This is a genomic window from Halomarinibacterium sedimenti (assembly GCF_019312585.1).
Classification (GTDB): Bacteria; Bacteroidota; Bacteroidia; order Flavobacteriales; family Flavobacteriaceae; genus Halomarinibacterium; species Halomarinibacterium sedimenti.
On the sequence record NZ_JAHWDP010000001.1, the window covers coordinates 98,114 to 112,101 of the forward strand.

The 13,988-nt window shown below is 36.6% G+C and carries 15 protein-coding genes; 10 read left to right on the plus strand and 5 right to left on the minus strand.

Features of this window, described 5'->3' with window-relative positions; all coding sequences use genetic code 11:
- Positions 1-14: 14 nt before the first annotated feature.
- Positions 15-947, minus strand: a complete 933-nt coding sequence (locus tag KXJ69_RS00470) for a T9SS type A sorting domain-containing protein (RefSeq protein WP_219050371.1) — start codon at positions 945-947, stop codon at positions 15-17.
- 96 nt (positions 948-1,043) lie between these two features.
- On the opposite strand from KXJ69_RS00470, the gene KXJ69_RS00475 reads away from it, so the two are divergent.
- Complete coding sequence (locus tag KXJ69_RS00475; RefSeq protein ID WP_219050372.1) at positions 1,044-2,804, plus strand: M14 family metallopeptidase; 1,761 nt, start codon at positions 1,044-1,046, stop codon at positions 2,802-2,804.
- On the opposite strand, the gene KXJ69_RS00480 is transcribed toward KXJ69_RS00475, so the two are convergent.
- Positions 2,766-3,395 (minus strand): NUDIX hydrolase, encoded by a 630-nt coding sequence (locus KXJ69_RS00480; RefSeq protein ID WP_219050373.1) that lies wholly within the window; start codon positions 3,393-3,395, stop codon positions 2,766-2,768. The two genes, KXJ69_RS00475 and KXJ69_RS00480, sit on opposite strands and share 39 nt — an antisense overlap.
- A gap of 7 nt (positions 3,396-3,402) precedes the next feature.
- On the opposite strand from KXJ69_RS00480, the gene pyrE reads away from it, so the two are divergent.
- Together pyrE and KXJ69_RS00490 are read left to right on the plus strand one after the other, a co-directional pair.
- Complete coding sequence (pyrE, locus tag KXJ69_RS00485) at positions 3,403-4,041, plus strand: orotate phosphoribosyltransferase (RefSeq protein ID WP_219050374.1); 639 nt, start codon at positions 3,403-3,405, stop codon at positions 4,039-4,041.
- A 43-nt stretch (positions 4,042-4,084) separates the two neighbouring features.
- A complete protein-coding gene (locus tag KXJ69_RS00490; protein ID WP_219050375.1) occupies positions 4,085-4,477 on the plus strand; it encodes an SRPBCC family protein in 393 nt (130 codons plus the stop codon).
- Here KXJ69_RS00490 and KXJ69_RS00495 read toward each other — a convergent pair.
- Positions 4,474-5,205, minus strand: a complete 732-nt coding sequence (locus KXJ69_RS00495; RefSeq protein ID WP_219050376.1) for a biotin--[acetyl-CoA-carboxylase] ligase — start codon at positions 5,203-5,205, stop codon at positions 4,474-4,476. The two genes, KXJ69_RS00490 and KXJ69_RS00495, sit on opposite strands and share 4 nt — an antisense overlap.
- A gap of 85 nt (positions 5,206-5,290) precedes the next feature.
- Here KXJ69_RS00495 and rsfS point away from each other — a divergent pair, with 85 nt between their 5' ends.
- From rsfS to KXJ69_RS00530, 7 genes are all read left to right on the plus strand, one after another.
- Positions 5,291-5,662, plus strand: a complete 372-nt coding sequence (gene rsfS, locus KXJ69_RS00500; protein ID WP_219050377.1) for a ribosome silencing factor — start codon at positions 5,291-5,293, stop codon at positions 5,660-5,662.
- Between the two features lie 12 nt (positions 5,663-5,674).
- Entirely contained in the window at positions 5,675-7,705 is a 2,031-nt protein-coding gene (gene ftsH / locus KXJ69_RS00505) for an ATP-dependent zinc metalloprotease FtsH (protein ID WP_219050378.1), read from the plus strand.
- Positions 7,706-7,816: 111 nt separating this feature from the next.
- Positions 7,817-8,419, plus strand: a complete 603-nt coding sequence (locus KXJ69_RS00510) for an LUD domain-containing protein (protein WP_219050379.1) — start codon at positions 7,817-7,819, stop codon at positions 8,417-8,419.
- A gap of 8 nt (positions 8,420-8,427) precedes the next feature.
- A complete protein-coding gene (locus KXJ69_RS00515) occupies positions 8,428-9,231 on the plus strand; it encodes a phosphatidate cytidylyltransferase (protein ID WP_219050380.1) in 804 nt (267 codons plus the stop codon).
- On the plus strand, positions 9,221-9,880 hold the full coding sequence (locus tag KXJ69_RS00520; RefSeq protein WP_219050381.1) for a phosphatidylserine decarboxylase family protein: 660 nt from the start codon (positions 9,221-9,223) through the stop codon (positions 9,878-9,880). Before KXJ69_RS00515 ends, KXJ69_RS00520 begins: the two co-directional genes overlap by 11 nt.
- Complete coding sequence (locus KXJ69_RS00525; protein ID WP_219050382.1) at positions 9,870-10,136, plus strand: acyl-CoA-binding protein; 267 nt, start codon at positions 9,870-9,872, stop codon at positions 10,134-10,136. Before KXJ69_RS00520 ends, KXJ69_RS00525 begins: the two co-directional genes overlap by 11 nt.
- Positions 10,137-10,180: 44 nt before the next feature.
- A complete protein-coding gene (locus tag KXJ69_RS00530; protein ID WP_219050383.1) occupies positions 10,181-11,083 on the plus strand; it encodes a YitT family protein in 903 nt (300 codons plus the stop codon).
- A 59-nt stretch (positions 11,084-11,142) separates the two neighbouring features.
- Here KXJ69_RS00530 and KXJ69_RS00535 read toward each other — a convergent pair whose 3' ends face one another.
- Positions 11,143-13,440, minus strand: a complete 2,298-nt coding sequence (locus KXJ69_RS00535; protein WP_219050384.1) for a DUF8740 domain-containing protein — start codon at positions 13,438-13,440, stop codon at positions 11,143-11,145.
- A gap of 11 nt (positions 13,441-13,451) precedes the next feature.
- Positions 13,452-13,949 carry a T9SS type A sorting domain-containing protein gene (locus tag KXJ69_RS00540; protein ID WP_219050385.1) on the minus strand — a complete coding sequence of 166 codons (498 nt, stop codon included), beginning with the start codon at positions 13,947-13,949 and terminating at the stop codon, positions 13,452-13,454.
- Between the last annotated feature and the right edge of the window lie 39 nt (positions 13,950-13,988).

Here is a 13,988-nt window from a genome sequence, read left to right on the forward strand (position 1 = left end):
TAGCGGGGCTTTTTTTATTGTTTAATTACTTTCTTACTAACAACCCCTTTTGAAGTTTCAACGGTTAAAATATATACTCCAGTAGAAAGTTGTGAAGTATTTATGCTTCCATTTATAAGTTTTAAGCCCGTATCTTTTCCTAATATATTGTGAAGTGTGATTTTTTCAATTTCGACACTTGAAACAATATTAATATTCAATTTTGTAGTAACAGGATTAGGATATATAGCTATTTGGCTTTGTGTAAATTCAGTTGTATTCAAAATAGAATCACCAAATTCTAAATTCCCAATAAGGTCTCCTCCCCCGTTAGCTTCTTCAATTTCAACTCTGCTTATCGGTTCATTTGCTAAAATTCCGAAAAAATTCTCAGCCGATACTGTATTGGTCAAAGTATACACTTCCAATAAATCCCCCAAAGCATCATACACTCTAAACGTAGTTGTGGGATCAGATTCGTTCCAAATATCCATTCCTGCCGCATACACCCCTGGGTCAAAATTAACAACGGTGCTCTCAGCAAAAGTATTTGCACCAACCAAGTGGATTGTATTTCCTACATTTCCCGGAGAAATTGAAATAGTAGATCCACCCCCCGCATCTACCGTGGAAGTCACCGTAAAACCGTCTTCAAGTTCGCCTGGTAAAAAACAGTCGTCTCCATTTGAACTTATTACAGTACCACAGTTATTAATTCCAGAAGGTCCTGTAGAAAAATCTTCAGAGGTTAACCCTTGCCCCGTTTGCAGTATATAATCATTTTGAAAAGCAGTCCTATCTGTGTAGGTTGCTAATACAGGCTGCTTGTTGTTAGATATAGTAAATGTTGTAGGTTTCACTTTCACATTTACCTTACTTCTATTTGCCGAAAACTGTGTATAACTTTGCCCAATACTAGGCACAATCACAGCAACAATCAAAAAACAAGAAAGTAAAAAATGTTTCATAGGTCTATATTTGAGGATGTTCAAGACTAAAGATAATAGATTGTTATTTAAAATTTAAAATAAAGTTGATTAATTTTAACAACTTGAAAACATCCTATGAAAAAAATTCTCTCTATTTCGTTCGTTTTATTCTTTCTTTTTTCATGTAATAAAACTGAAAAAACAACAACAATAGATTTTATTACGAGGTTTGAAACTTCAAAGGGGACAGAAACTCCAACTTATGAGGAAGTTATTTCCTACTATAAAAAATTAGCAGAAACCTACCCTACCATTGTAATGTATAAAATGGGAATGACAGATAGTGGCGAGCCATTGCATTTAGTTGTTTTTAATCCCAATCGTAAAGTTGACACAAGGCTAGAAACTGAATTTTCCAAAACTGAAAATAAAAACATTCTTTTAATAAATAATGGTATTCACCCAGGTGAAAGTGACGGTATAGATGCATCCATGCTACTCCTTCGAGATTTTGCTCAAGGAAAAATAGCACCTCCAGAAAATACCATCATTGCAGTAATTCCTATCTACAATATTGGCGGTGCACTTAATAGAAATAGTGGTTCTCGAACCAATCAAAATGGCCCCATAGAATACGGGTTTAGAGGGAATGCACGAAATTTTGATCTCAATCGATACTTTATAAAAGCTGATTCCAAAAATGCAAAGGCTTTTGCAGAAATATTTCATTTGGTAAATCCGGATATGTTTATCGATAATCACGTAAGCAATGGTGCAGATTATCAATACACACTTACCCATCTTTTTACCCAACACAACAAATTAGGTGGCGAATTGGGCACTTATTTACATACTTCCTTTATGCCACAATTGGAAGATTCATTGGTTCAGAAAAAATGGGATATCACTCCTTATGTTAATCTTTTTAATCGAACGCCAGAAACTGGATTTTCACAATTTATGGATTATCCCCGTTATTCCACAGGGTATACAACCTTATACAATACGTTAGGTATGATGGTTGAAACGCATATGCTTAAACCTTATAAGCAACGAGTGGAAGGCACTTATGAATTAATGCGAAGTTTTATAAATATTGCCGAAAAAGACGCTTCAAAAATAAAAGAACTGCGGAAGAATTCATTCAATAATTTTACCACAGGAAACTCTTACCCTATTACTTGGACAATTGACAGCAGTAAAACGGCGACGCTTCAGTTTAAAGGATATGAAGGCACTATGGAGCCTAGCAATATAACAGGAGCAAGCAGATTAAAATATCACAGAGACCAACCTTTTACAAAACCAGTAATTTATTACAATGAATTTAAGGCAGTGGAGAGTATAAAAATTCCATCTGCGTATATTATTCCTAAAGGTTATTGGAATGTTATTGACCAATTAAAAAACAACCAAATCACCTTAACTGAAGTTAAAAAAGACACCCTTATTTCTGCCGAAGTTTATAAAATTAAAAACTACGAAACCTTTAATAATCCTTATGAGGGCCATTACCCACATTACAACACGCAAGTAGAAACTTTTGAAGAAGAAGTGTCGGTAAAAAAAGGAGATTTTATGGTCTCCACACAGCAACCTGGGATTCGGTATTTATTAGAAACTTTAGAGCCGATGGCGGTAGATTCGTTTTTTAATTGGAATTATTTCGATACCATTCTACAACAAAAAGAGGGTTTTTCACCTTACGTTTGGGAAGATTTAGCAGAAGCTTTTTTGAATGAACACCCAGAAATAAAAACAGAATTTGAAACTAAAAAAACGACCGAACCTAATTTTGCAGCCAATTGGTTTGCTCAATTAGATTGGATTCATAAACAATCTTCAAATTACGAAAAATCACACTTGAGATATCCTATCGTTAGGGTGCGAGGTTAAATATTCCTTTGGAAAAAGAAGTTTAATATTTTCATAAGAATCTTGAAGTGCTTTTTGTGATTTTTCAAAATTTTTCCACTTTACTTTTTTAATTCCTTCGGAAGGTTCAGGAATTAGTGGACCGTTGTAATCGCTAAACATCTCAAACCAATAAGTAATTTTTAATTTAAATTTTCCATTACGTTTAAAAACGTGATAAGTTTTGGTGAGAAATTTTCTAACCTCAAGATCCTTTACACCCGTTTCTTCTATAGTTTCTCTTATCGCTGCTTCTTCATAAGATTCTCCCTTCTCTACTTTTCCTTTGGGCAAATCCCACTTTTTATTGCGATAGATAAAAAGAATTTCCTTTTTACTGTTATAAACCATTCCTCCTCCTGCTTCCACAACAGGTAATTTTTTCCGAAGAAATTTTTCCAATTTCTCTGCATTTTTGTGGTATATATTTACGTAAAGCAGTTCCCCATTATTAATCTTATTAATAAGTTTTTTGAACTTTACTTCCTTTAAAGGTATGGAAGTATATTGCTTACCAATTTTTTTCTCGGTAGTGAGAATTATCGGAATCTCATTGACAAAAACTTTATACATTTGCAGTATGGTCTTAAAAAAAGAAACAGCTCAAAAAACAGCCGAATTACTTTTACAAATAAATGCAATTAAATTGCAACCACAAAACCCTTTTACATGGGCTTCAGGCTGGAAGTCTCCAATTTATTGCGATAACCGCTTAACCCTCTCATATCCAACGATAAGAAACTATCTAAGAGAGAATATTGCCAACCAAATTGAAGAATTGTATGGCAAGCCAGATATGATAGCAGGTGTTGCCACTGGGGCAATTGGTATTGGTGCCTTGGTGGCAGACTACCTCAACGTACCATTTTGCTATGTGCGTCCTGAGGCGAAGGCACATGGTAGACAAAATAAGATTGAAGGCCATCTAGAAGAAAATCAGAATGTGGTGGTAGTGGAAGACTTAATTAGCACCGGAAAAAGTAGTCTTATGGCAGTGGAGGCATTGCGTGAGGCCAAAGCAAATGTAAAGGGTATGATTGCAATTTTTTCTTATGGTTTTGCTGTGGCAGACGAAAATTTTGAAAAAGAAAATGTACAGTTACACACGTTAAGCAATTATGAAAATCTGCTAGAGCAAGCCGAAAAGGCGAATTACATCACCCAACAAGAGGCTGAAGCACTTTCTGAATGGAGAAAAAATCCAGCAGACTGGAAATAGGCATACATTTTGAAAGACCCAAACCTAAATTACAATATACGCTATGGAAATTAAAAGCAAAAAGGTAACCGTAAATAAAAATGCCGAAGGCTTATTCAATTTTTTGAAGGATGTAAAAAACTTCGAAGTCCTTATGCCAGATAACATCAGTAAATTTGAAGTCATTCGTGATGACGCTTTTGTATTTGCCTTAAAAGGAATGCCCGAAATTGCCTTGGAAACAAAAGAAACCGAACCCTATAGCCGAATTGTACTGGGCGCCATAAGCGATAAAATTCCATTTACTTTGGAAGGGACCATTCAAGATGTTTCAGATAGTAAATCTGAAATTGAATTGCTTTTTAGTGGTGATTTTAACCCTATGATGGCCATGATGATTAAAAGCCCCATTACCAAATTTTTAGAAACCCTAACTTCCAAAATGGAAGCGCTTTAGTAGAGTAATTTTATATCTTTTAGTCTATATTCTTTTACACTATCATCTTTAAGTTTTACGAGTAACATCCCATTATTGGTCACACCTTCAATAATCCCATTGAATTTTTTTCGTTCCAAATCTTCAAACGTCGAAATTACGCCTTTCCTAAACAGACAAGCTTCATATTGCCTTTTGTATTCTTCAAAATTAGCTTGGTGAATATTCCTTAATTCAGAAAGGATGGCTTGAGTTACGGTATCAAAAACTTCATCCATAGCGTAAAGAATTCCAGTATTAAGTCGTAACGAACTAGCTTGAGGATATTTTGAAAACCCTGTATTATTTACATTAATCCCTATTCCAATAACACTATGTATGGTCTCGGTATGCTTAAATTGATTTTCTACCAGAATCCCACATACTTTTTTCCCATCTGCCAATATGTCGTTAGGCCATTTAATCGAAATTTTAGGAATACTGATGGCCTCCAACCCATTTTTAACCCCTAAACTTACCGCAAAATTGACCAAATATTGGTGCGAAATAGGCAATTCTTCAGCCTTTTTAAAGATACTAAAGGCAAGGCTTTTACCTATCTCAAACTGCCAAGAAGCGCCCATTTGTCCCTTCCCATGAGTTTGGTGTAATGTTTGCACCACCGTTTCGTCTTCTAAGGTTGAAGATTTAGATAGTTTTTTTAAATAGTCATTGGTAGACCCAATGGCACTAATTTTGATTATTTTCAATGGAATTAATATTGTGTTAATCTCAAGAATTAAAACGTTTCAAGAAACAAAAAAGTAATAACTTTGCCCAAATAAAAAGTTTTTAATGCAAAAAAAGGAAGCTGGAACAGATTTACTCGTCGCAGAAATAATTAGAGGAATAGAAGAAGTTAAGGGTCAAGACATTCAAATTTTAGACCTTAGAGAAATAGAAAATACTGTTTGTGACTACTTTATCATATGTAATGGTACCTCAAACACCCAGGTGAATGCTATTGTAAATTCCATTCAAAAAATAGTTAGCAAAGCCTTAAAAGAAAAACCTTGGCATGTCGAAGGAAGTGATAATGCCGAGTGGATATTAATGGATTATGTTCACGTAGTAGTTCACGTATTCCAAAAGCACATTCGAGAGTTTTATGACATTGAAGGACTTTGGGGTGACGCAAAAACAGTATTAATAAAAACTTCATATTAAAAGAAAAGCCACATGGCAAACGATAATAACAAGCCTGAAATAAAGAAACCTAAGTTTAATGCTTACTGGATTTATATTGCCATCTTTTTGGTATTTATAGGGCTTCAGTTTTTTGGTGGAAATTCCCTTTCGGCTCCAGAAAAAACGACACAAGTCGATTTTCAGAAAATGCTTAGGGATGGTGATGTAGAGAAAATTGAAATCATTAACAAAAAAGTAGCGAAAGTTTATCTTACCGATGAAGCGCGCGAAAAGCAAATTCATTCGAGTAAGTTTAAAGATAAATTACTGAAACCAGGTCCCAACGATCCTATCTATCAGTTTGAATTTGGAGATCTTCAAAACTTCGAAAACAATACCACACAAATCATTAAAGACAATGGTTTAACTACCAAAATTGGTTGGACAACAGAATCTAATTTGTGGGCAGAATTCCTCCCTTCTATCCTGTTTTTTGCAGTCATTATTGGTGTTTGGATTTACATCATGCGTAGAATGTCTTCAGGTGCTGGCGGCGGGGCTGGCGGACAAATATTTAATATTGGAAAATCTAGAGCCAAGCTTTTTGATGAAAAAACCGACGTAAAAACATCCTTTAAAGATGTTGCTGGACTGGAAGGTGCTAAAGAAGAGGTTCAAGAAATTGTAGATTTCTTAAAAAACCCAGAAAAATATACTTCCCTAGGAGGAAAAATTCCAAAGGGGGCGTTATTGGTAGGACCTCCTGGAACAGGAAAAACATTATTAGCAAAAGCCGTAGCAGGTGAAGCCAAAGTACCTTTCTTTTCCTTATCGGGATCGGATTTTGTAGAGATGTTTGTGGGTGTGGGAGCTTCGAGAGTTCGTGACTTATTTAAACAAGCCAAAGAAAAATCTCCTGCCATTATCTTTATTGATGAAATAGATGCTATTGGACGCGCCAGAGGGAAGAATAACTTCTCAGGTTCTAATGATGAACGTGAAAATACATTAAACCAACTTTTAACCGAAATGGATGGTTTTGGAACCAATACAAACGTAATTGTTTTGGCTGCCACCAACCGTGCCGATGTTTTGGACAAGGCATTAATGCGTGCTGGACGATTTGACAGGCAGATTTACGTAGATCTTCCCGATGTTCGTGAGCGTAAAGAAATTTTTGAAGTACACCTTCGCCCTATTAAAAAAGACGAAAGTGTAGATATGGACTTCTTGGCTAAACAAACACCTGGTTTTTCTGGAGCCGACATAGCGAACGTCTGTAATGAAGCGGCGCTTATTGCGGCACGTAAAGAAAAAAAGGCCGTAGGGAAACAGGATTTTCTTGATGCTGTTGATAGAATTGTAGGTGGACTTGAAAAGAAAAACAAAATTATTACACCTAGTGAAAAGAAAGCAATTGCTTTCCACGAAGCAGGACACGCGACTGTAAGTTGGATGCTAGAACACGCTGCACCCTTAGTAAAAGTAACTATTGTGCCTAGAGGTCAATCCTTAGGAGCGGCTTGGTATTTACCTGAAGAGCGATTGATTGTTCGTCCAGAGCAAATGCTAGATGAAATGTGTGCCACTATGGGAGGTCGTGCTGCCGAAAAAGTAATTTTTAATAAAATATCTACTGGAGCCTTAAGCGATTTAGAAAAAGTAACGAAGCAAGCCCGTGCCATGGTGACCATTTATGGTTTAAATGATAAAATTGGAAACCTTACTTATTACGATTCCAGTGGGCAAACCGATTACAACTTCAGTAAGCCGTATAGCGAGAAGACAGCAGAAATGATTGATAAAGAAATTTCTGCTATGATTGAAGCACAGTACGAAAGAGCTATTAAAATCCTTGAAGAAAATAAAGACAAACTTACCGAGTTAGCTAATGAGCTTCTTGAAAAGGAGGTGATCTTTAAAGAAAGCTTAGAGCGTATTTTTGGCAAAAGGCCCTTTATAAAAGAAGAACCTATCAACGGAATGAAAGAGGGTACGGAATCAAAAGTAGAGGATTCGATAGAAGAGAATACTACAGATGAAGTCTCTGAAAATGAAGTAAAAGAAGGTACTAATCCTTAAAGAATTGCCCTTTTAGTTAAAAAAAATGTTATCGTAGGATAATTTCCCACAACTTCGTGGAAGATTTATTATATTTGAGGTTTAGCCCATAACTCCTCAATGTTAGTATAAATGAGTCTATTTAAAAGACTTTTAAAAAATAAATCAAAGTCAGAAGTTAAACAAAATGACACTGACCACAGTAAATATTATCCCGAAGAAAAACTTCCTATCGACGAGAAATTTACCTATAACTTCAATAAAAACGGAGGAAAGTTTTTGTACTGCGAAAATTGGGATGAAGTAAATGAAGCTTTCGACAATATTCTTTTAGAAAACGACTGGTACGAAAAAGAAGTCTTTTGCTTCGACGAGCAGCTTATTTCAAAATTTAATGGGTACAATTTAAGCTTTGGTACTAAAGGAGACTCACAATTTTTCCTTACACGTTGCGAATCATTAGTCGCTAACAACGGTTCTATTTTACTTTGCTCTAACCAGATAAAAGAAAAAAAGCTTCACGAATTACCCTTTAATATGGTCATTTTTGCTACCACCAGCCAACTTGTTGAAAATATTAGCGAAGGGCTTCGCATTATTAAAAGTAAAAGCAAAAAACACATCCCCACCAATATTACCACCATTCAGGATTTTGAGTGTGGCAAGGAAAAAGATTTTATGAGCTATGGAAGTAGTACGAAAAACCTATATTTGCTCCTACTAGAAGACCTTTAAACCAACTCATGAAAGAACTCATCGTTCGGGGAATCTCGGGAGTATTATACATTACCATCATCGTATTTGCCATGTTCGCTTCCAGAGAATGGTATTTGGTTTTATTCTTCATTTTGGGGTTATTAACCTTAAACGAATTTCAGAAATTGGTTCGATTAAAAAGTTACCTCTCTTTTTTCATATTTGCTATTTTATTTTACTTTTTAGGGTATAAAGTCTTCGATCAAAACCCTATTTCGTTATATGCCATTTTAGCCATTTTTGTAAATCTCTTTTTACTGAAAGACCTTCTGGTCACCAGTAAAATACCTATGTTCGAAAAAAAGAAATACATCACCGTTATCTTTTACATTATAGCGGGATTTATTTTTCTTGCCTTAATCCCTTTTCGAGGAGGCGTCTTTTTCCCAGAAATCATTATTGGTATTTTTGTATTAATTTGGGTCAATGACAGCTTTGCTTACCTCATTGGGAAAAACTTTGGAAAAAGAAAATTACTGGAACGCATCTCCCCAAAGAAAACCATAGAAGGCTTTTTTGGAGGCTTTTTTGCCACCCTTATTGCGAGTTTTATTATTTCCAAATATGTTACTAACTTAAGCCTTACCTATTGGATCTTTTTGGGTTTAATCGTTTCGGTATTGGGGACCTTTGGAGATTTAATCCAAAGTAAATTTAAAAGACAAGCAGGAGTTAAAGATAGCGGCGTATTAATGCCCGGGCACGGAGGAATTTATGATCGATTGGACAGTGTGCTGTATGTAAGTCCGTTTATTTATTCATTTTTAGAAATTGTAGACTATGTTTCATAAAGAAGGATTTAAAATTATCTTAGTTACATTCATATTGGTAACCACTGTGGTTTTGCTTACCAAGAATTTTATCACGATGGAATGGCTTCAGTATCTTATCTATGCTGTAGCTTTAGTTTTTTTAATTCTTATCCTTCAGTTTTTCAGAAATCCAAAACGCCCTATTTCATTAAATGAAAACCAAGTACTATCTCCTGTAGATGGCAAAGTAGTAGTGATTGAAGAAGTGTTTGAAAAAGAATATTTCAACGAAAAGCGACTGCAAATCTCTGTGTTTATGTCACCTTTAAATGTGCACGTAACACGGTATCCTGTGGGAGGCGATGTGGTCTTCAGCAAATACCATAAAGGAAAATATTTGGTGGCTTGGCACCCTAAGGCCAGTGAAGAAAACGAACGTACGACCGTGGTGGTAAAAAATAAATCCTTTGGCGATGTATTACACCGCCAGATTGCAGGGGCTCTTGCCAAACGCATTGTTAATTACGCCAAAGAAGGACAAACCGTAACACAAGCTAGTGAAAGCGGATTTATAAAATTTGGCTCACGGGTAGATGTCTTTTTACCTTTAGACGCCAAGGTGAACGTTTCCCTAAATCAAAAAGTGACAGGAGGTCTTTCTATTTTAGCTTCAACCCATGACGCCTAAAGAATTGGATATTGCTTTTCAGAATGCCGTTAACAGTATTAACAATCATGTAGAACCCTTTCCTGCCGATGTATTACTAAAACTGTACGCCTATTACAAACATGCTACCAACGACCAAAACTCCCCAAGCAGTAGCAATCCGTTAATAAATGCTTTTAAAACCAATGCTCTGTTTCAGGCGCAAGGCCTCACACCCCTAGAAGCCAAACAAAAGTATATAGAAACCGTACATCAGTATTTTTTATATCGCAAATAATCCATAAAGTTTTCCTATTTTAGGGCTTATTCCAAAAACACCCTATGCGCAAGAAAATTAAGGCCAAAGGCACACAGTTAGTAGCACAAATTGTCTTACAAAGAAACATTAAGGATTTTGTTTTTATTGTAATAGGTGTTATTTGCGCCAGTATTGGGTTAAAAGGATTTTTACTCCCCAATAATTTTCTAGATGGAGGTGCCATGGGAGTTTCGTTATTGCTTCAAATACAAACCGGGCTAGACCTTTCGTTATTAATTGTTTTGGTCAACCTTCCGTTTATTTTAATAGGGATCAAGCAGGTATCGTTATCTTTTGCTATTAAAAGTGCCGTTGCCATTATTGCCTTGGCATCCTTAGTTCATTTAATAGAACTCCCCACCATTACAGACGACAAACTCCTTATTGCCGTTTTTGGCGGATTCTTTTTAGGAGCTGGTATTGGGCTTTCCATTAGAGGTGGCTCGGTAATAGATGGTACCGAAGTCCTTGCCATTACCGTAAGCAGAAAATCCAGTATGACCGTGGGCGACTTTATAGCTGTGTTTAACATTGCTTTATTTGGTATTGCCGCCTTAATGATAAGTGTAGAAACGGCTATGTATTCTATGCTCACCTATTTGTCGGCATCAAAAACCATCGATTTTATTTTAAATGGTATTGAAGAATACATCGGTATTATGACGGTGTCTGACCACGGTGAACAAATAAAAGAAACCATTACCACCAAACTAGGTCGTGGCATTACCGTTTTTAGGAGTGATGGCGGTTTTGGAAAAAAAGGAAATGCCCACCCAGACCGAAAAATCCTTTTTTGTGTGGTGACCCGTCTGGAAGTAACCAAAGTGCTGCTTGAAATTGAAAAGATAGACCCTAGTGCCTTTGTAATACAATACCCTATACGCGATACCAAAGGGGGGATGATAAAAAAGCGGCCATTGCACTAGCCGAAACAAAAAAAAAGCCGCTAAATCCAGCGACTCTTTTACATTATGAAAGCGATTTACTAAAAGTCTTTAGGTTTTTCGACTTCTACTTTCATTGGATTTTCCTTTGCCCAAGTATCTTGACGCGTCCCGGTAATTTGCCAACTCACCTTAATTTCTGGAGTATTTGTCTTGATGACAAATGAATTTGTATCCGTATTCATGGGTTCCCAAATAATAGCTTGTGCAAATGATTTATCTACAATGGTTAGTTGGTATTTAAAATCGGTGTTGAGTGCACACATATAATCTGGTAACATAATCGTGGCAAAACCATCTGAATTAGTAGTAATATTCCCGCTATAAATGTTTATTCTTTCATTGCTCTCAATAGAATTATGTACTAAAAATTTATTAGTGGGGTCTAGAGGATGATCAATTTTGAACGCCTTAGCCGCAGCCGTCATGGTGCCTCCTATCAGGATATCTGAAGCGACTTCCACTTTACCTTCAAAAACCGCTGCAAGTTTTGTTGGGTCGGCAGGAATTACTCGTAAAGCACTACTACCTGCCGAAGTTGCCACAGAGGAAATTTTTACGGCTGAGTCTGCAGCAGTGGTCGGTGATTTTAATTCAAATAGTGCAGCATATCCAAGTGATGGAAACGCCGAAATATTAGATTGCTCCACATGTAAGGCATTATCAATAAAATCTGTTGTTGACCCAATACAATCAATATGTAATCCAGCACCAGCCCCACCATTAATTATTTCTACACTATCTGCAGAAGCATCTGAAGGTGCAGTACTAAAATATGCCGCGGCACCATACCCCCTATGATGTACATATAGTGCGGGTTCGGCATTAATATCAGAACCAACTAAATCATTTAAAATATCAATATTAACACCCACTCCCTTCCCATTTGAAACTACATTTACAGTAGGCATGCTATTTACCTTTCCAAAAGGTTCATCAGTCGTAATAAATTCAGCAACTGTTCCTGCCCCCATATTATTACTCACAAGTGTGCTTGAAATATTTATATTATTATCATCCGTATTTAACATGGCGACAGAACCTAAACCCATACTATTTGCAAGCAAAGCAACATCTCCATTTCCCGGTACTCCATTAAAGACATGAAGCCCTTTTCCTAAACCTCCATTATCAACAAACAAAGCTGTTGCCAATCCTGCTTGTGTAACCTTTAAAGCTTCTGAAGGATTTCCAGGATTTCCATTAAAGATTTCTAATGCCTTGGCAATACCCGCATTATCTATTTTTACTGCTGAAGAGGTTCCGGCAGGATTTGTATTATTTACTTCTAAGGATTTTGAAGCAGCACCATCATTATTTACTATAATTCCATTGCCAGTAGCACCTGCTCCTCCAATATTTATCTCGACTGCTTCTCCCAACGCAAATTGGTCTATTTGCAATCCATCATCTCCAGTACCCGTACTATTGTCAATGTATGCACCGTCACCAGTACCCATATTCAAAATTTTTAAACCATTACCAGGATTTCCAGCTGTCACTACTGAATGAATGGCTTCTGCAGTTCCAGAATACGTTACGTCAATTCCATCTGCCCCACCTCCAGAAGTCACAGACACAGCATTACTAGTTCCATTATAAAATACTTCCAGGGCATTGCTTGCATTGGCTGCATTGGTACTCACTATTTCTAACCCATGACCCGTTCCCATATGAGCAATTGTTATCCCTTTATCACCAGTGGCAGCAACATCTATATCAAGGGCATCTCCACCCGCTTCTACATTAAGAGTTAAGGCTCCTCCTCCAAAACCATCTATAACCATCCCAGGTAAAGCTGTATCACTTATGACACTAAGTGCAACATATCCAGCAGCTTCCAATTCAATTATTCCGTCATCTACAATAATTGTCCTCGTGCTTGGAGATCCACTGCCCTCTTGGTCATAGGCTTCATCTAGGGTATTTCCATCTATAGGTGTGGTTGAATTTGAATAAAACGCATAGGGTACACTTAATAGCTGGCTCGTTCCCTCAATAGAGTAACTCGTTCCTCCCGTAGGATCGGTTTCAGTTTTTAAATAGTACGAGCCTGTTCCCCAAATGATGGAACTAAAATCGCCTAACACCACCGTTCCATCCCCTATTTCTAGAGAGACTAATCCGTTGTCATTGGTTGTAGGCGTATGGGTTTCTACATAGACTTCGGTTCCCGTTGGAGAACCCTCTAAGATACTAATCTGCATTCCTACAGTAGTATTAGTAATAAGTACATCGCTGGCATCTCTAACGACAGCTTGATAACTCATTTTATCGGGTGCTTGAGCAAAAACAATAGTTGATGCAAAAAAGATGATAATTAGTATATATTTTTTCATAATTGTAATTTTTAGTGTTTAATAATTTTAAAGGTTTTTAATAGGTCACTTTTGTTTAAAATGTTTAGAAAGTAAGTTGCCGAAGAAAGATTTTCCATAGAAATAAGGGTTTCTTCTGAAGTAATTTCATCTTGTTGTAAAAGTCTTCCCGATAGGTCATACAACACAAAGGTCAAATCTTCGAAGTTTAAATTCTCAAGCCGAAGTGTCACATTATGCTGTGTTGGATTTGGATAGACACTTACTTCTAAAATGATGTTTTCAAATTCGTCTGTTCCCAGTACAAAAATTTCGATAGGTTGTTGCACGCCTTGATTGGCAGTACCTCCTGTGCCTGTTGCCTCAATGTAATCTATTTGCCCAACCGAATAACTTACAGAGCCTTCAGCGCCGCTTGCATTCCCCCCTGAAGCTACTGTGTTACTTTGAGCAAATAGACCTGTGCCTAAAAAGCAACAAATTGCAATGGCTAATACGTTGCGTCTGTTTTGTTTCATAATGGTGTTCATTAAAAGGTTATTCTTTTGTGTTTACATGAGTATGTCATT